Genomic DNA, 17,470 nt, shown 5'->3' on the forward strand with positions numbered 1-17,470 from the left:
GGCAAGCAACAAGCCGCTTACTTAAATCCATATGACTCCTTATAACGAAAGTCCGTTAGAACGAATTGAAAACGTTTTAACGGGCTTTTTGGCATGCAAAAAAAACGGTATCCGTCTGCAGCGCGCGAAAGAGGGCAATTTAACGTTGACATGATACGATTTGTATCTTAAAGTAAAAGAAATCAGGATACAAAATGTATCATAAAAAGAGAGCGTATCGCGCAAATAGGAGAGAACAGAACCAGTAGGATAGGAGACGTGGGAAATGGAAATGAAATTTGGACCGATGCCGTTACCGAAGTCAAAGGTGAAAAAAGCGATTATCCCCGCAGCCGGTCTCGGTACGCGTTTTTTACCGGCTACGAAAGCGATGCCGAAAGAAATGCTGCCGATCGTCGACAAGCCTACCATTCAATACATCGTCGAAGAGGCGGTCATGTCAGGTATTGAAGACATTATTATTGTGACCGGCAAAGGGAAGCGTGCGATCGAGGATCATTTCGACCATTCCTTCGAGCTTGAGCATACGCTGCTCAACAAAGGCAAGTTCGAGCTGCTGGACGAGGTTCGCCGTTCCTCTGACGTCGATATCCATTACATTCGGCAAAAGGAAGCGAAAGGGCTTGGACACGCGGTCTGGTGCGCCCGCAATTTTATCGGCAACGAGCCTTTCGCCGTATTGCTTGGAGATGATATCGTCAGCTCCGATGTTCCTTGCGTAAAGCAGCTGATCGGGCAATATGAGGAGACGAACCGATCGGTAATCGGCGTGAAGGCCGTCTCTCCGGAAGAAACGAACCGGTATGGCATTATCGATCCGGCCGAGAAGCTGGATCGGCTTTACCGGGTGAGCGGTTTCGTCGAGAAGCCGGCAATCGGACGAGCGCCTTCCAACTTGGCGATCATGGGCAGATATGTGCTCACGCCGGAAATATTCGATTACTTGGCTGATCAACAGACGGGGGCGGGCGGAGAAATCCAGCTGACCGATGCGATAGAACGATTGAATAGAACGCAAGGCGTATATGCTTACGAGTTCGAAGGGACTCGCTTCGACGTTGGCGAGAAGCTGGGCTTTATTACGACGACGCTGGACTTTGCGCTGCGCAGCGATGAGCTTCGGCTGCCGCTGCTTGCGGCAATGGAGCAAATGATGAAACGGGAATATGCGAACCTTTCCAGAAACAAGAGGTGATTGAGGATGGCTCAACCGCAAACGACATCCCGTAAGCACGGCGATATCGATTCGTTGTTCGAACCGGCCGGCTTATACACGGGTTATGAGAAGAATCGGGTACGGACGTTTTCTGCATATGCATTCCTGAAACGGACATTTGACGTTTTGGGTGCAGCCATCGGCATCGTCGCACTGTCTCCTGTATTCCTCCTCGTGTCCGTGTGCGTGAAAATAGAGGATCCGGCAGGATCCGTTTTTTTTTACCAACGCCGGGTCGGGAAGAACGGGAAACCGTTCAATATGTATAAATTCCGGTCTATGGTAACGAATGCGGAACAGCTGCTCGACGGACTTCTAGAACGCAATGAGGTCGCGGGCGCGATGTTTAAAATGAAAGAAGATCCGCGGATAACGAAGGTCGGGAAGTGGATTCGCCGCACGAGCATTGACGAATTGCCGCAGCTTTGGAATGTGCTGCGCGGCGATATGTCGCTGGTCGGTCCGAGGCCGGCGCTGCCTAGAGAGGTCGAGGCGTATACCGCTTACGATCGTTTGCGGCTGCGCGCGGTCCCGGGCTGCACTGGCTTATGGCAGGTGAGCGGCCGCAACCGGTTGAGCTTTGACGAGATGGTGAAGCTTGATCTGGTTTATATGGAGCAAAAAAGCATGCTGCTAGACATCAAAATCGTGCTGCGGACGGTGAAAGTGATGTTCGCCTCACAGGACGGTTGCTAGGGAGGGAAAGACATGAAGCTTGTACTATTGTCAGGAGGGTCTGGAACGCGCCTATGGCCGCTATCCAACGACGCCCGTTCGAAGCAGTTTTTAAAGGTGCTGGAGGACGAGGAGGGACGACTCGTATCGATGGCCCAGCGTGTCTGGGGTCAGCTTCGGGAGAACGGATTGGCCGAATCGACCTGTATTGCTACTGCTCGTACACAGGTTGAAATGATGCAAAATCAATTAGGAGACCGGGTGCCTCTGATCGTAGAGCCTGAACGAAGAGATACGTTCGCGGCGATCGCTCTTGCATCCGTTTATTTATATTCCCGCAAGGGCGTTGCGCTTGATGAGACGATTGTCATCCTGCCAGTCGATCCCTATGTGGAGAGCCGATTTTTCGATACGGTCAAGCGCCTTGACGACGCGCTTTGCCATACGGATGCTGAACTCGCACTCATCGGCGTCAGGCCGACATACGCCTCCTCTAAATACGGCTATATGGTCCCCGCTCCCGGGAGCGACCAGGAGGAATACGGCAGCGTGTTACAATTTATCGAGAAGCCGGCGGAAGAACGAGCCGTATCATTAATCGCGCGAGGCGCGCTGTGGAATTCGGGCGTATTCGCCTTTAAGCTTGGCTTTATGATTGACCATCTGCTGCGTCGCGGCTATCCGATTCAATACGATGCGTTGGCCAGCCAGTATGATACACTTCCAAAAATCAGCTTTGATTACGAAGTGGCGGAGCATATGAGCCGTATCGCCTTCATCCCCTATGACGGCTGCTGGAAGGATATTGGCACATGGAATACGCTGACGGAAGAAATGGGCGACAACCGGCTCGGGAAGGGCCAAATTAGCGAAGACTGCGTCAACACGCATCTGGTGAACGAAACCGATTTGCCGGTTTCGATCATCGGTGTTTCCAATGTAATTGTGGCGGTTAGTCCAGACGGCATACTGGTCAGCGATAAAAAAGCGAGTCCGCGAATCAAGGATTATATCGGACACGACCGGATGCCGATGTACGAGGAGCGGCAGTGGGGCTGGCAGCGCGTACTGGAAATCCGGGAAGAAGAGGACGGCAGCCGGGTTGTGACGAAGCGTTTGCTGGTTGGAAAAGGAAGGAGCGTCGTTTCCAAGCTGGACGCTGAGCGCCGGGAAATTTGGACGTGCGTAAAAGGGTCCGGAGAGCTCCTGCTTAACGGCGAGCGCCACGAAGTGAAGACGGGGTTCGTAACTGTCGTTCCGCGCAATGCTGCTCTTATTCTAAAGGCGGCGGCGGAGCTGGAAATGATCGTCATTGAGATGGTGGAGGGCTCCATAGGCTATTCTGCTGTACCGGCCGAACAGGCGAGGCTCGAAGCCGCAGAATAAAGGGCCGGAGCTGCCCGAATCTATGAATCTAGTTGTTTATCCGAATCAAATGAGAGAAGGGAGGAATATAGAATTAGGAAAGGGGGCATATGCGATGTCAACGAACAAAACGAAAAATATGAATATGAATAGTTGGGGAAGCAAGGATACGGTTCTCAGAGAAGAATTGAACGCCAATTTTGACGCTATCGATAAAGAATTCGCGGACCGGGGCGGAAGCATTCTGTGGAGAGGCGGCAGCGGAAACGGCACTGCCGGCAACTACAACGCTTTATTAAGCGCTGTTAATAGCGATATAAATACGATCTATTTCCCGAAAGGAACCTATCTCGTCGAGAAAAACATCACGATTCCCGTTGCGAAACGGCTAACCTTTGACCGGGGAGCCCGTATTAAGCCGGCGAAGGGCGTCACGATTACGGTAAACGGAGCGGTCGACGCCGGGGTATACGATTGGGTATTCGATATTAGCGCAGGCGGCGTTATTGCTGGAACGCCTTTAACGGCCGATATTTATCCGCATTGGTTCGGGGCCAAAGGAGACGGCGTGACGGACGATTCCGCCGCTTTTCAGGCGGCAATGTTGATATGCAATAAAAAGTACCGGATCTTCCTGCCGCAAGGCACGTACCGGATCCGGCAAACGATTGAGAACCAATCCAGAGGCATGTACGGAGTAGGCGACTATGTGGATGGCGGACAATTAGGCTCGCAAATTATGTGGGACCCCATTGATACCAAAACCGATTTGCTGCCGTGCATCAGAATCGAGCAGGCCGGTCTGGACGCCGTGTTCGAAAACTTCTCGGTGATTGGCGAAATCCTGTACAATCCCAGACAATTGTCGACTTGGGTCAATAAAAGCTTATTCGATCAAGATTTGTACTCGATGTTCAGCGCGGGACCGGCGGCGTTCGAAGTAGCTGGCGGGGCGAAGCCGATTTTCCGCTGTGTGCGAACCAATCAAGTCAAGGTGGGGCTTTTGATGAACAGCACCGACGGCCATATTACGGCTTACGATTGTACTTGGAGCGGCTTGATCGGCGTCTATTGCTTGAAAAACAGCGAAGACTACTTTTTTCAAGGAGGCGCGATCAGCGGAGCTTTTTGCTGCATTATGTTCGGAATAGCCGAGCATGCCAACCATTACGGCGGATTCGGGGCAACGATGAAAAGAGTGCATCTGGGCTATGCGCCCTACGGTGTCTATCAAGTGAAGGATTCCAATACGTACGATAACGCCAGCGGAGGCGTAAACGGTCTGTACGGCTCCTTCCAATCGGTTCGTTTCGAGCAAGTCGGAGAGGCTGCAATCAAGCTGCTTCCGAAATCGATCTCTAACGGCTTGCTCATGTCAGGGCTCGGGATGTCGTGGTCGTCCATCGATCCGACGGCGAATGAATACACGGCGCTGCCGGACAGCTTGAAAAGCCCGGGCGAGAAGCAGCAATACGCCGTTGTTCTCGGCTATGTCACCACTACCGTAATCGAGGGATTTGAAGGCCTTGCCGTCAAATCCTCGGCGCCGGGAGCGAAAGGCTCCGCTTATATCGACTATATTGAGAAAAACGTCATCGTATCGGGATTGAACCCGGAATTTTTAACAATTAAAAATAAAAATATTCGCACCTCGCTTCTCTATACTTCTCCGTTAACCGTAGGCGAATCGATTCGGGCCAAAGCGAACAGCGCCGTCAGCCACGGCAATTTGCTGAAAAACCCGGAGACAGCAAGCAGTTGGAGTGTAACGGCAGGCACGGGAACGAGCCTTTCGGTCGTCTCCGACCTGTCTAAGCTTCCTGTCCCCTTCAGCGCCGAAATGAAAGCCTATATCGATCAGTCGGTTGGGGCCGTACTGAAAATTACGCCAAACGGCTCGAGCAGTCCTTATATTAGCCTCGGCTTCTCTTCCTCCTCTATTGAAACCAATCGTTTTCTCTCCTTCGAATACTTTATTCTGAGTCCCGTATCCCGCTATCGGAGCCGTCTCGATTTCGGCAGCCACGCGACGCTCTATGACGATACGTTCGAGGTAACGACCAACGGCTGGAGCAAAATTTCGTGCAGGGAGCAGCTCGCGCCCAACTCGATCGGCATCTCGGCTTCGTTCTTTGATCTGTCCGCTGCGCAGCCGACCTATATCGCTGCGGTTATGGTCAATTACGATTTCAACGGTGCCTATTCTCCCTACAATCATGCCTATTCCAAGAAAGCGATTGAGAGCGGGGACGCCTTTATTTTGACCGATAAAACGACGGGCACAAGAAATAAAATCGAAATTGTCGGCGGCAAGCTGCAAATTACAGCATTAAGCTGAATGGCGGCAAAGGCAAAGCAGCCTGTGTACGGATACCCGGTACTCCAGCAAGGGAGCGCCGGGTATCTTTCGTGTTGCGGGAGCCTATTGACATGCTACTAAATGTATCATAAAGTAGTTAATATACATAATGTATCAAGATCGTTGACGCGGAGGTGCAAGGTGGATTTCAAACAATACTTCAAAATTGTCGCTCGAAAATGGTGGCTCGTCCTCATACTAGTCGTCCTCGCGTGCTCGGCGGCAGCCGTGAAGAGCTATTACTTTACAACGCCTGTCTATTCGGCTGTTGCAAAGCTAATCGTGAACCAGTCCTCGGCTGTCAACGAATACGGGCTGCCGACTGTAGGAACGCTGCAAACGAATCTGATGCTCATCGATACCTACAAAGAAATTATCGATTCTTCGGCTATTCTGGACAAGGTGAAGAGCGGTTACCCGCAGCTGGAGGACAGCGTCTACGAAATGTCGCAAAACTTGCGTGTGTCCTCGCCTAACAATTCGCAAGTCATGAATCTTACCTATACCTCCTCCTCTTACGAGAGCGCAGCGGCAACCGTAAATGCGATATCGAACGTGTTCAAGGAGCAAATCCCCCAAATTATGAACGTAGATAACATTACGATACTAAATGAAGCGAAGACCGATTCGTCCCAGTTGCATGCGCCGGTTAATATTAATCTGACGATGAGCATCATGATCGCTTTTGTCTTGTCGTTAATCGTCTCCGTCTCGCTCGTCCTGCTGCTCCATTTCACAGATGACCGGGTACGAAGCGAAGAGGAGTTGAAAGCTCTGGTTGACATCCCTCTCCTTGCCTCCATCGGATTGACGACGAAAGAAGAGCTGCGTACCGGCCGCCAGCGCATCGCTCAGCCTACATTATTGAAGGAAGCGGGTGAAAATCATTATGCGACGCTCAACCAATGATCCTAAGCTGATTGTCGCCTACAATCCGAGCTCTTCTGTGTCCGAGGCGTATCGAACGCTGCGTACCAATATTCAATTTTCCTCGGTCGACAACCCGATTCAGGTGCTGATGGCAGCTTCGGCTTTATCCGGCGAAGGGAAATCGACCGTTATTTCCAATCTCGCGGCTGCGTACGCCTTGGAGGGGAAGAGGGTGCTGCTGATTGACGGCGATTTGCGCAAGCCCTCCATCCACCGGCTGTTTCAGCAAACCAATCGGGTCGGCCTAACCAATTATTTAAGCGGACAATGCCTGCCGGCAGAAATGATAAAAGAAAGTGAGATCGACGGCTTATCGATTATCACTTCCGGCCCGGCCCCGCCAAACCCTGCAGAGCTGCTCGGCTCCAATCGAATGAAGGGGCTGGTTGATGAACTGCGGACGCAATACGATCTGATTCTGTTCGACACGCCGCCCGTATTGGCGGTGACGGACGGAATAGTCGTCAGCTCGCTGTGCGACGGGGTGTTGCTGGTCGTCCATTGCGGCAAGATCAAGAAGTCGTACGTTCGCAAAGCGAAAGAGAAGCTGGATTTTGTACAAGCGCGTGTCATTGGCACAGTGCTGAATCAAATCAAACGTCGTGATATCGGATATGCCAAATATTACGGAATATCCAACTGAAAGGAGCGGCTTATGCGAGCAAGCGTCGTGATTCCGTCCTATAAGAGGGTGGCGAATTTAGCGGATTGCTTGGCGGGACTATGCAGGCAGACGAGAATGCCTGATGAAGTGATCGTTGTTGTCCGCGATACCGACAAGGACACGCGAGCCTTTCTGAGCGAGCCGAGCCAATGGTCCGTAAAAGCCGTTGCGGTTGAGGTTCCCGGGGCGGTTGCCGCCTTGAACGCGGGCATTGCGCAAGCTACTGGCGATATCGTGACCATTCTCGACGATGATACGATTCCATTCCCCGACTGGCTGGAGAAAATGGTTTATCGGTACGAGTTCGATCCGGCGCTCGGCGGCTTAGGCGGAAAGGATTGGGTCTATCACGGCAACCGATTGGAAGAAGGCGCGAACGGAACGGTCGGCAAAATGATGTGGTTCGGCCGAATGATCGGCAATCATCATATCGGAACTGGCGGCAGCCGTGAAGTCGATATTTTGAAGGGGGCGAACATGAGCTTCCGCAAAGCGGCGATAGCAGGGCTGCGGTTCGACGAAAGGCTCCGCGGAAGCGGTGCGCAGGTTCATTTGGAGGTCGGAATCAGCTTGTCAGTCAAACGATTGGGCTGGCGGGTTGTGTATGATCCCGATATCGGCGTCAGTCATTATCCGGCCGAGCGCTTTGACGAAGATAAGAGGAACGGGTATAACGAAGCAGCATGGTGCAACGAAGCGCATAACGAAACTTATGTCCTGCTGAAGCATTTGAACGGCTATCGAAGGCCTTTTTTTATCCTTTGGGCTCTTCTGATCGGGAGCAAGCCGACGCCGGGCATTGCCAATTTCGCCAGAATGCTGCCAAGAGAACGAACGGCGGCCTTCCATAAGCTGGCTTCAACTTATAGGGGCAGATGGGACGGATGGAAATCATGGAGAGCGTCGTTAGATTCATAGCAGTCGCCAAACCTATTTTTAACCGAATGGCCGTCGCAGTTGGAGTAACGATTGGAATCCTGCTGATCGGATGGCTGTCCGCCAACCACGGGCTGCGCATCGAGCTTTGGCAGTTCAGCATCGTATTGCTTTTAAGCGCTGTCGCCTTTTTGCTGCAGCATGTCAGATCGGTCGCCTTGCTGCCATATGTGATGGCGGTGTGGGCAGTTGGCCCCGAAATTCGCCGGCTGCTGGACTGGTCCTTTCACGTTTACAGCGAAACGCCGATTCTTTCGCTTGCCCCTTATTTCGTCAGCCTGCCGCTGCTTATCCCAGTCGTTTCCGGCTTCAAAAGCATGAATCCAGTGCTTCGCAGAATTGTCATCCTATTCGCCTTGCTGATGGGATACGGGCTTGTGCTAGGGATTGTTCAATTCGGTGCGGTGGCCGCCGTTTACGACTTCATTAGTTACCTCTGCCCCGTCTTTATTCTGGCCTACGTCCATACGGCTCAATTTGGCAGAGAGGTTCATGACCGTTGGCTGAAAAGCTTCTCTCGGCTGGCGGTCATAGTTGCCTTATACGGCATTGTTCAATATTTGTACCTGCCGGAGTGGGACCGTTTCTGGATGCACCATTCCGGAATGATGTCCATTGGGCAGCCGGAGCCGTTAAAGGTACGCGTCTTTTCGACGTTGAATTCACCGGGGCCGGCAGGGGTGTTTTTCGCTTTCGCCCTTGGCGTCATGGTAATGAATAAAAGATGGAGAGCGCTCGGCTTGGCAGGCATGCTAATCGTCGCCTTTGCTTTGCTGATTACGCTCGTTAGAAGCGCATGGGTAGCGCTGGTCGTTATGCTGATCGTTTACTTCGTCAGCTCGCGAGCGGGGAAGGCGAAGCTGTCTGCCATGCTGGCCGTTCTGCTGCTAGCTTATCAGTTCGTGCTGCCCAGCTTGCCTGGAGCGGACGCCATCATTTCCAGAATCAATACGCTCGGCTCTCTGAACCAAGATGTGTCCTACAATGAAAGACTTTCATTCTCTAGCTCGATTACAAATGCGATATTATACAATCCGATTGGAAACGGCCTAGGCAGCACCGGTCTTAGCGCCAAGCTGAACAACAGCGCCATCCAATCTTTCGATAACGGCTATTTGAACGTTCTGTATACGTTCGGAGTGATTGGCGGAATCGCATTTATCGGCATGCTGCTTATGCTGGCACGGGCTGCGTTTCGGTCGCGAAAAATCGAAGGGAATTATGCGAGTTTAAGTCTGTCGGCGTTAGGAGCGCTGTTATTTCTGCTCCTTGGAAGCAACATATTGCCCGGGGTGATGGGGGCCGTGTTTTGGATGCTCGCTTCCTTGGCCTTCGCTTCCCATCAACCGGAGGGGAAGGGGGAAACCGCATGAAGCTGATCTGTTTGGGGGATTCGATTACGGAAGGGCTTGGCGTTATACGAACCGGCAAGTCTTATCCAAGCCAGCTTGCGCACAGGCTACGTTCGCGCGGTGAGGGGCAAGTAGAACTGTACAATTTCGGCGCCAGCGCGAAGATGCTTGACGAGTCCATACGGAGGCATGAAAAGGAGATCATTCGCATGCAGCCGGACATTGTTATTGTCGCTCACGGCGTCACCGAAGCGATTGTGCGGCCGAAGCCTGCCGCTCTGAGGCTGTTTCCTCCCAGATGGAGAAAGCCGGGATGGATGGATCCGCGGCCGTATTATTCCAAGAACCGGTATAAAAAAACGATGCAGCGAATCGAATCGGCAATAAGATGGCGATGTAAATGGGCGGCGATTCGCTTATTCGGGGGAATCGCCTGGATGAGTCCGAGTGAGTTCAGAAATTATTTGGATCCTTTTATAACGAGGCTGTTAAACGAATCGCCAAGCACTCATTTGATTCTGTTAACGCCGATTGCTGCAGATCCCGTTTATTTCCCGTCCTCCGGGTCGTCACTGGAAGCCTTCCGGCAGCAAATCGACGCCGTCGCATGGAGGCACCAGCGCAGCGGCAGCGTTCATCGCTGTGATACTTCCGCTCTGCTAAGACAATGGGAGGACTATTGGGAGGATCGATTCCATCCTAATGAGGCCGGGCACCAAACCATTGCGGACGAATTGTATGCCGTAATCGAGGCTAGTCGGATAGGGCTAGGAAGCGCAGAAATAAAGGAAGGTGTTCGATGAGAATTTGCTTTATCACGCATAAAGTACGCAAGGGCGACGGTCAAGGCAGAGTTAATTACGAGGTCATTCGGGAAATGCTTGCGCAGGGGCATGAGGTAGTCGTCATTTCGTCCGAGCTGTCCGAAGAGCTGGCTGCGATGGACAGGGTTGTCTGGAAAAAAATTAGCGTTCGCCGCCTGCCAAGCGAGCTGCTGCGAAATCAATGGTTCGCAATAGCCTCTGCCTTGTGGCTGTTGTTTCTAGGCAAGCGAATCGACATTACGGTTGCGAATGGCTTTATCACGTACGCGCGCTCCAATATCAACTGCATTCATTTCGTTCATCGTTCCTGGCTCAACTCCAAGTATCATCCTTTCCGAGAGCGCAAGAGCGCCCGGTCGTTCTATCAGTATATTTTTAATTTTTTAAACAGCTTTTTGGAGAAGTTCGCCGTTCGGCGGACCGACAGAATTGTAGCCGTTTCGGAGCAGGTGAAGCAGGAACTGCTGGATTCGGTAGGCATCGCGGAGGAGCATATTTCGGTTATCCGTAACGGCGTCGATTTGCGGGAGTTCTATCCGCGCAAGGTGAAGCGGGCCGACTATCACTTGTCGGAAGACAAGATATACGCCTTGTTTGCAGGCGATATCAAATCGTCCCGCAAAAATTTGGACACCGTGCTGAAGTCGGTGGCGGACGTCGAAGATTTGCACCTGCTCGTCATCGGCTCGACCAAAGGCAGCATTTACCCGCAATTGGCGCAAAGCCTCGGTATCGCGGACAGGGTGCATTTTCTCGGCTATCGCACCGATATTGCCGAAATGATGTCGCTGGCTGATTTATTCGTCTATCCGTCCAGATACGAGCCGTTTGCACTCGTTTTGCTGGAAGCGATGGCTGTCGGGCTGCCCATTATTACAAGCTGCAACTGCGGAGCCGTGGAGCTGTTGAACAACGATGCGGCGATTATTATCGACGATCCGAACGACCGTGAAGCGCTCACGGATGCGATCAAGCAATGCTTGAGCAGCCGGGACCGGCTAATCCGTATGGGAAACGAGGCAAAACGGCTGGCGGTCCACTGCTCCTGGAGCGAAATGGCGGGCCATTACAGCCGCGTTATTCAAGAGACGGCTGTACATAAAGCCGTAACGGCGACGCCTCGCTGAAAGGAAGCGAAAGATGGCGAGATTCGAGTTTTTGAAAAGGAAAGATTTAATAGGCTACATCGCGCAAATTTTTGCCTCTAACCTGTTTATTCTGCTGCTCAATACGCTGACAGGCATCATAATCGCCCGTTTTCTGGGACCGGAAGGCAGGGGAGAGCAGGCAGCGATGATTATGTGGCCGCAGCTGCTCTCCTATATCGTAACGCTTGGCTTGCCGTCTTCGATTATTTACCACATGAAGAAGCGTGAAGGAAACGACGGCTCCCTGTATGTCGCCTCCTTATGGACCGGCTTATGCCTGGCGGCGCTGTCGGTCGGAGCCGGCCTGCTGCTTATTCCGAAGTGGTTGTCCGGCTATTCAACCGAGACGGTGCAGTTCGCTTGCTGGGCGCTTGTGCTCGTTCCCTTTGGCTTGCTAGGCATCATGAATAATGCGGTTTTGCAGGCAAGAGAAGAGTTTCAGCTTTACAACCGAATGCGGTATCTGCCTAACGTGATGACTTTGATGCTGCTGATCGCATTAGTTACGACAAATCAGGTGACCCCGCTGCATACTTCTATTGCCTATCTGGCTCCGATAGCACCCGCCACCCTTTGGACAACAGTACGCCTGCTGCGCATTTACCGGATTCGGCAAAAAAAAGTGATGGCTTCGGCCCGACTGCTGACCGGCTACGGCATCCGTTCCTACGGCACCGATCTGGCGGGGACGCTGTCGTTCTATATCGATCAAGTGCTTGTAGCAGGCTTGTTATCTCCAGCAAGCCTAGGCATCTATCTGGTCGCTTTGAATTTGTCGAAAATGCTGGAAATTATCCAAACCTCGGTCGTCTCGGTGCTATTTCCACAGGCGGCCTCGTTGCAGCAGGAAGAGGCGGTGAGGCTGACTTTGAAAATGCACCGGATCAGCTCCATGATTACGATCGTGCTCGGGTTTATGGCGATTGCGCTTGCCCCATATGCCCTGCTGCTGCTTTACGGCAGCGGCTTTAAAGAGGCGATCGGTCTCTTTCGCATACTGGTCGTTCATACGGTCGTGTCGAGTGCGACCTGGACGATCGCTCAAGCGTTTATGGCGACAGGCAAACCGGGCCGGACGACGGCGCTTAAGGCAGCTTCGCTGCTGATGAACGCACTGCTGATCAATCTGCTCGTTCCCGGCTACGGCATTGCAGGCGCGGCGTACGCGTTGTTGTTGTCCTCCGTCGTTAATTTTGCCGTCCTTATCGTCCTGTTTGTGAGGGATTACGGCGTGCGGCTCTCCTCGTTTTTCTACTGCAAGGAGGATTTTCTCTGGATGAGGAATCAATGGCGCGAGCTGGGGAGCAAAAAGAAAAAAATGGAGGCCGTCTAATGTATATTCTTTTATCAATTCATCATCCATTGGATGAGAATGCGGGCGCTCCAGGCGTCACTTATCGGCTTGGGGAGCAATATAGGCGGCTTGGACACAGCGTTGCGTTATTTTCCTTCGACCAACTGCCGTCTTATATTCCGGGTAAGCTTAAGCCTCTTTTCTTTCCGTTCTTTTTATGGCGACAAATTCGCAAGCTTGCCAGCGAGAAGAAGCTGGACGTCGTGGACGCTTCCAGCGGCGACGCCTGGCTCTGGAGCCTGCTGCGGAGCAGAAGGAACGGCCCGATTTTGGTTACCCGCAGCCACGGACTGGAGCATACGATGCACGAAAGCTTGCTGGAGGAAGAGCGGAGAGGCCATCTTCGTCTTTCCTGGAAGTACCCGTTATATCACGGCGGCTTGCGTTTAAAGGAAGTGGCGATTTCATTCCGCAGGGCAGACGGATCGCTTTTTTTAAATCAACGCGATTATGACTATGCGCTGCGCCGATTAAAGGTGGAAGGCGCAAATTCTCGTATCGTGCGGAACGGGCTGCCGGACGCTTTTCTGGGATTGCCGATCGAATGGGGAGCTGCCGGACAAGCGATCCGCATCGCGCAAATTGGCAGTTATATTCCGAGAAAGGGCATTCGGTATACGGCGGCGGCTCTGAATGGCTTGCTTCGATGGTACCCGCATGTATCGATATCGTTTATAGGGACCGGTTGTTCCGTCGAACGGGTTCTGGAGGACTATGATGAGGAGGTTCACTCGCAAATATCGGTCGTCGAGCGTTATCGGCAAGTGGAGCTGCCGGCGCTGCTGACCGGTCATCAGATTAAGCTTTTCCCAACCTTGTCGGAGGGCTTTCCGCTTTCGCTGATTGAGGCGATGGCTTGCGGCTTGGCGCCAGTGACCGCATTTTCGACGGACGCTTTTTTGCAAGACGGGCATAATGCGCTTATTATCCCAGCCAGGGATTCGCAGGCAATTGCCCAGAAGCTCGAACTACTGCTTGCGAACCCGCAACGGCTTAGAGAAATTCGAGTGCAGGCGTATGAGACCGCTCAAACGTACGGGTGGAGCCGAATTGCGCAGGATACACTCGATTATTATGAAAGCTTGGCAGAGAAAAGACGGGATGGACAGGGAGAGCGGATAGGATGAAGGTGTTGACGACCGGACTTGGGTGGAACGAGTGGCAGCCCGGAGGATTAAATCGCTACTATGCCGATTATAACCAAGCGCTAAAGGAGCACGGACATACAGCCATCGGGTTGATTGCCGGAGGAAAGCGGGAGGAGCTTTCGGCTGGGTTGAGCATTAAGAAGGCGGCCAATGCCGATGCGCCGATTCTGAGCCGGATGTGGTCGTTTCGCCGGCATGCCGCCTCTATCGTGGCGGACCAAAAGCCGGATGTGTTTAATCCCCATTTCGCGCTGTATGCGTCAATGATTTCGCGAGACCTGCTGCCGGACCATATACCGATCGTAACCCATTTCCACGGCCCTTGGGCAATGGAATCTAATTTGGAAGAAAGCGGAACGCCTTTCCTGGTCAGAGAAGCGCGATACCGGATGAAAAAACGGATCGAGCTGGCGACCTATCGCCGTTCGGACCGGTTTATTGTGCTCAGCGATTATTTTCGCAAGATGATGATCGAGCATTACGGAATTGACGGGGAGCGAATCGATATCGTTCCGGGGGCGGTGGAGCACGAGCGCTTCGCGCCTGCCGTCGATCGGCTCAGTGTTCGGCAGAAGCTAGGCGTGCAAGAGCATACGAGCCTGCTGTTCTGCGTCAGGAGAATCGTACGCCGTATGGGCATCGATCGCCTAATTGAAGCGATGTCGGAGGTTGCTGAGCATTGTCCGCATTCCCGGCTCGTCATTGCAGGCGAAGGCCCGATGCGCGGCGAGTATGAACAGCTTATTGCGGAGAGGCGGCTGACCGGACGGGTGCAAATGGTAGGCCGTGTAAGCAACGAGCAACTGGTTGAATGGTATCAGGCCGCGGATATTAGCGTCGTTCCGACCGTTACGCTGGAAGGCTTCGGTCTCGTTACCGTCGAATCGCTTTCATGCGGAACGCCGGCAATGGGGACGCCGTACGGCGGCACGAAAGAAATATTAAGCGGATTGTCCGGCGATCTGTTATTTGATGACGGCAGTCCGCAAGCGATGGCCCGCCAACTCGTCAAAGCGTTAAAAGGCGAGCTGCAGCTTCCGACCCGTGAAGAATGCCATGAATTTGTTCTGCGGAACTATACGTGGAGCCAGGTGGCGAGGTCGGTGACCGAAGTGTTGGAGGACGCTGCGGAAAGGAGAAAGCGCCAGTGAAAATCGCATTGTACAACCATACCGGCGAAGTGAGCGGCGCCGAGGTGAACCTGCTTATGACCGCCGCGTATATGTCGCGGGTGGAACCGATTTTGTTCGCGCCGGAAGGCGAACTGCTGCGTCGTGCCGGCGATGCCGGTCTGGCGACAGTGCCGCTGCGAAGCGCCCGCGCAAGGCTGTCGCGCAATCCGATTATGCTGGCGAGAGACGCGGGCCGCATGCTGGGAGCGGGCTGGAGATTCGCCCGCGAAGTAAAGAAGCATAGCGTGGATGCGGTGCATGCCAATTCGGTGCGCGCAGGCTTGATGGCCTCGCTGTTTCGCTGGCATCATCGGCTTCCAGTTATTTGGCATTTGCATGACATGCCGCCGAAAGGTCCGGTCGGCTGGCTTATTAAGCTGGTCGCACTCGCAGCGGCCCGATCGCTGATCGCCATTTCGCGGCCAGTCGCCGACGGCATGGAGCTGGCGGGCCTGCGCTCTCGCATTCGCCTCGTCCATAACGGAACGGTCGTCCAAGAGACTTCCGCCGCCGATAAACAGCGCAGGAGAAAGCATATCCGCGAGGAGCTGCAGACGCCCGAGAACGGCTTCGTGTTCGCAATTGTCGGGCAAATCGCCCGCTGGAAACGGCAGGAGGACGCTATCCTCGCCGCCGCCGTATTGATCGAGCAAGGGCATGACATCTACCTGTGGGTGGTCGGCGAACCAAAGTTTAGGTCGGAAAACGGCCGCTACTGGGAAGAACTGAAGGCGATGGCTGCCGAGCGCAACCTGGAGGGAAGGATTCGCTTTACCGGCTTTCACGATCAGGTGGACGATATTTGCTGCGCGGCCGATTCGCTGCTGCTTTGCTCCGAAAACGAACCGTTCGGCAGAGTGATTATCGAAGCGATGGCGCAAGGCACGCCGGTCATTGCGACGGACGGCGGAGGGGTGCCGGACATTATCGAGCACGGCATTACCGGTTTGCTGTACGAGACGGGCAATATCGACGAGCTTGTCTACTACGCATGCGAGCTGTTGGAAGACCCCTTGTTTCGCCGAACGCTCGGAGAACGGGGGAAGGAGCGCGTGCGGACCGCTTTCTCGATCGAACAGGCGGCGAGCAAGGTCGAAGCGGTATATGAAGAAAGCTGCCTGCAACAGTTGGAAGCGGCTCTAGGCAGCGATGTCCCGGAAGCAGAACGGGCAAGGGGGATTGCCAAATGATCGAGCCGAAGGTGGCGATTGTGCATGATTACTTGAATCAAATGGGAGGAGCGGAACGAGTCGTCGGCGTACTTCACAAAATGTTCCCCGACGCGCCGATTTACACGACAATAGCCGCTCGCGAGAAGCTGCTTCCCGAGCTGCAGGACGCGTCGATCCGAACGACGTGGATGCAGCGGATTCCCCGTATTCAAAGCCGATTTAAGCTGTTCTTCTGGCTTTTTCCGTTTGCAGTCCGGTCTATGGATTTAAGCGGCTACGATATCGTTATTAGCTCCAGCAGTGCTTACGCGAAAGGGCTAATTAAAGGAAAGAACAGCGTACATCTTTGCTATTGTCATGCGCCGATGCGTTTCGCTTGGGATTTCGACGGCTATATGAGGGAAAGCGGGCTGCCCCGCTGGCTGCTGGCAGCGGTTAAAGCTTGTACGCTTCCGCTGCGGTCGTGGGACCGCCGCAATTCGCGGAAGGTGGATCGTATTATAGCCAACTCGACCGTCGTCAAGGATCGTATCAAGCGCTTTTACGGTGTAGACGCGCCGGTCGTTTATCCGCCGGTTCAGATCGAACGATTTGCCGTCGCCGACGAACCGCCAGACGAATATTACTTGGTTGTATCGAGGCTTGTATCGTATAAGCGGATTGATTTGGCTGTTGAGGCCTGCACGGCGACCGGCCGAAAGCTGATCGTCATCGGCGACGGAGATGATCGCCGCCGCCTCGAAGCGCTGGCCGGTCCGAGCGTCGTCTTTCTCGGGAGAAGGAGCGACGAGGAAGTCGTACGATATTTACAGCGCTGCCAGGCGCTGCTGTTTCCCGGACTCGAGGATTTCGGCATCGTCCCGCTCGAAGCGAACGGCTGCGGCCGTCCGGTTATCGCTTTTCAAGCCGGCGGCGCGCTCGATACGATTGTCCCGGATCAGAACGGGCTTTACTTTGAGGAGCAGACCGTCACATCGCTTGTCCGCGCACTGGAGCGATTTGAAGCGAAAGCATGGGACCCGGCCGCGATCAGAAGGCATGCAGAGAAGTACAATGAACGGATTTTTGCCGAAAGGCTGCTTGATTATTTGGATCGAGCCGTAAAGCTGCGTTCATCTTGATACATTTTGTTGATATTTTATAATATTATTGCTA

General features: G+C 53.5%; 15 protein-coding genes. All 15 read left to right on the forward strand.

Annotated elements, in window-relative coordinates:
• The first annotated feature begins 265 nt into the window (after positions 1–265).
• The 15 genes from galU (at position 266) to ACFVTB_RS12435 (ending at position 17,436) form a co-directional block, all read left to right on the forward strand.
• Positions 266–1,195, forward strand: a complete 930-nt coding sequence (gene galU / locus ACFVTB_RS12365; RefSeq protein ID WP_387748920.1) for a UTP--glucose-1-phosphate uridylyltransferase GalU — start codon at positions 266–268, stop codon at positions 1,193–1,195.
• Positions 1,196–1,201: 6 nt separating this feature from the next.
• The gene (locus tag ACFVTB_RS12370) at positions 1,202–1,912 is read left to right on the forward strand and encodes a sugar transferase (protein ID WP_387748923.1); all 711 of its coding nucleotides are present in this window, start codon (positions 1,202–1,204) and stop codon (positions 1,910–1,912) included.
• Between the two features lie 12 nt (positions 1,913–1,924).
• Positions 1,925–3,277 carry a sugar phosphate nucleotidyltransferase gene (locus ACFVTB_RS12375; protein ID WP_387748925.1) on the forward strand — a complete coding sequence of 451 codons (1,353 nt, stop codon included), beginning with the start codon at positions 1,925–1,927 and terminating at the stop codon, positions 3,275–3,277.
• Between the two features lie 94 nt (positions 3,278–3,371).
• Complete coding sequence (locus ACFVTB_RS12380) at positions 3,372–5,594, forward strand: glycosyl hydrolase family 28-related protein (RefSeq protein ID WP_387748927.1); 2,223 nt, start codon at positions 3,372–3,374, stop codon at positions 5,592–5,594.
• A gap of 162 nt (positions 5,595–5,756) precedes the next feature.
• Positions 5,757–6,524, forward strand: a complete 768-nt coding sequence (locus ACFVTB_RS12385; protein ID WP_387748930.1) for a YveK family protein — start codon at positions 5,757–5,759, stop codon at positions 6,522–6,524.
• Positions 6,505–7,188, forward strand: coding sequence for a CpsD/CapB family tyrosine-protein kinase (locus ACFVTB_RS12390; RefSeq protein WP_387748932.1), 684 nt, complete (start codon positions 6,505–6,507; stop codon positions 7,186–7,188). Before ACFVTB_RS12385 ends, ACFVTB_RS12390 begins: the two co-directional genes overlap by 20 nt.
• 12 nt (positions 7,189–7,200) lie before the next feature.
• Positions 7,201–8,127 (forward strand): glycosyltransferase family 2 protein, encoded by a 927-nt coding sequence (locus ACFVTB_RS12395; RefSeq protein WP_387748935.1) that lies wholly within the window; start codon positions 7,201–7,203, stop codon positions 8,125–8,127.
• Positions 8,094–9,518: an O-antigen ligase family protein gene (locus ACFVTB_RS12400; RefSeq protein ID WP_387748938.1), complete on the forward strand. Its 1,425-nt coding sequence runs from the start codon at positions 8,094–8,096 to the stop codon at positions 9,516–9,518. Before ACFVTB_RS12395 ends, ACFVTB_RS12400 begins: the two co-directional genes overlap by 34 nt.
• Entirely contained in the window at positions 9,515–10,300 is a 786-nt protein-coding gene (locus tag ACFVTB_RS12405; RefSeq protein WP_387748941.1) for an SGNH/GDSL hydrolase family protein, read from the forward strand. The genes ACFVTB_RS12400 and ACFVTB_RS12405 overlap by 4 nt, the downstream gene beginning before the upstream one ends.
• Entirely contained in the window at positions 10,297–11,448 is a 1,152-nt protein-coding gene (locus tag ACFVTB_RS12410; protein WP_387748944.1) for a glycosyltransferase family 4 protein, read from the forward strand. The genes ACFVTB_RS12405 and ACFVTB_RS12410 overlap by 4 nt, the downstream gene beginning before the upstream one ends.
• Before the next feature lie 13 nt (positions 11,449–11,461).
• Positions 11,462–12,802, forward strand: coding sequence for a lipopolysaccharide biosynthesis protein (locus tag ACFVTB_RS12415; RefSeq protein WP_387748946.1), 1,341 nt, complete (start codon positions 11,462–11,464; stop codon positions 12,800–12,802).
• Positions 12,802–13,950: a glycosyltransferase family 4 protein gene (locus ACFVTB_RS12420; protein ID WP_387748949.1), complete on the forward strand. Its 1,149-nt coding sequence runs from the start codon at positions 12,802–12,804 to the stop codon at positions 13,948–13,950. The genes ACFVTB_RS12415 and ACFVTB_RS12420 overlap by 1 nt, the downstream gene beginning before the upstream one ends.
• Positions 13,947–15,122 (forward strand): glycosyltransferase family 4 protein, encoded by a 1,176-nt coding sequence (locus ACFVTB_RS12425; protein WP_387748950.1) that lies wholly within the window; start codon positions 13,947–13,949, stop codon positions 15,120–15,122. The genes ACFVTB_RS12420 and ACFVTB_RS12425 overlap by 4 nt, the downstream gene beginning before the upstream one ends.
• The gene (locus ACFVTB_RS12430) at positions 15,119–16,333 is read left to right on the forward strand and encodes a glycosyltransferase family 4 protein (RefSeq protein WP_387748953.1); all 1,215 of its coding nucleotides are present in this window, start codon (positions 15,119–15,121) and stop codon (positions 16,331–16,333) included. The genes ACFVTB_RS12425 and ACFVTB_RS12430 overlap by 4 nt, the downstream gene beginning before the upstream one ends.
• Entirely contained in the window at positions 16,330–17,436 is a 1,107-nt protein-coding gene (locus ACFVTB_RS12435; RefSeq protein WP_387748955.1) for a glycosyltransferase, read from the forward strand. Before ACFVTB_RS12430 ends, ACFVTB_RS12435 begins: the two co-directional genes overlap by 4 nt.
• Positions 17,437–17,470: the final 34 nt, after the last annotated feature.

Source organism: Paenibacillus sp. NPDC058071, assembly GCF_042885235.1.
Classification (GTDB): Bacteria; Bacillota; Bacilli; order Paenibacillales; family Paenibacillaceae; genus Pristimantibacillus.

What these genes read in the sequence shown, in the direction of transcription:
- galU (WP_387748920.1), top strand. Translation starts at nt 266, where the DNA reads ATGGAAATGAAATTTGGACCGATGCCGTTACCGAAGTCAAAGGTGAAA.
- ACFVTB_RS12370 (WP_387748923.1), top strand. Translation starts at nt 1,202, where the DNA reads ATGGCTCAACCGCAAACGACATCCCGTAAGCACGGCGATATCGATTCG.
- ACFVTB_RS12375 (WP_387748925.1), top strand. Translation starts at nt 1,925, where the DNA reads ATGAAGCTTGTACTATTGTCAGGAGGGTCTGGAACGCGCCTATGGCCG.
- ACFVTB_RS12380 (WP_387748927.1), top strand. Translation starts at nt 3,372, where the DNA reads ATGTCAACGAACAAAACGAAAAATATGAATATGAATAGTTGGGGAAGC.
- ACFVTB_RS12390 (WP_387748932.1), top strand. Translation starts at nt 6,505, where the DNA reads ATGCGACGCTCAACCAATGATCCTAAGCTGATTGTCGCCTACAATCCG.
- ACFVTB_RS12395 (WP_387748935.1), top strand. Translation starts at nt 7,201, where the DNA reads ATGCGAGCAAGCGTCGTGATTCCGTCCTATAAGAGGGTGGCGAATTTA.
- ACFVTB_RS12400 (WP_387748938.1), top strand. Translation starts at nt 8,094, where the DNA reads ATGGAAATCATGGAGAGCGTCGTTAGATTCATAGCAGTCGCCAAACCT.
- ACFVTB_RS12405 (WP_387748941.1), top strand. Translation starts at nt 9,515, where the DNA reads ATGAAGCTGATCTGTTTGGGGGATTCGATTACGGAAGGGCTTGGCGTT.
- ACFVTB_RS12410 (WP_387748944.1), top strand. Translation starts at nt 10,297, where the DNA reads ATGAGAATTTGCTTTATCACGCATAAAGTACGCAAGGGCGACGGTCAA.
- ACFVTB_RS12415 (WP_387748946.1), top strand. Translation starts at nt 11,462, where the DNA reads ATGGCGAGATTCGAGTTTTTGAAAAGGAAAGATTTAATAGGCTACATC.
- ACFVTB_RS12420 (WP_387748949.1), top strand. Translation starts at nt 12,802, where the DNA reads ATGTATATTCTTTTATCAATTCATCATCCATTGGATGAGAATGCGGGC.
- ACFVTB_RS12425 (WP_387748950.1), top strand. Translation starts at nt 13,947, where the DNA reads ATGAAGGTGTTGACGACCGGACTTGGGTGGAACGAGTGGCAGCCCGGA.
- ACFVTB_RS12435 (WP_387748955.1), top strand. Translation starts at nt 16,330, where the DNA reads ATGATCGAGCCGAAGGTGGCGATTGTGCATGATTACTTGAATCAAATG.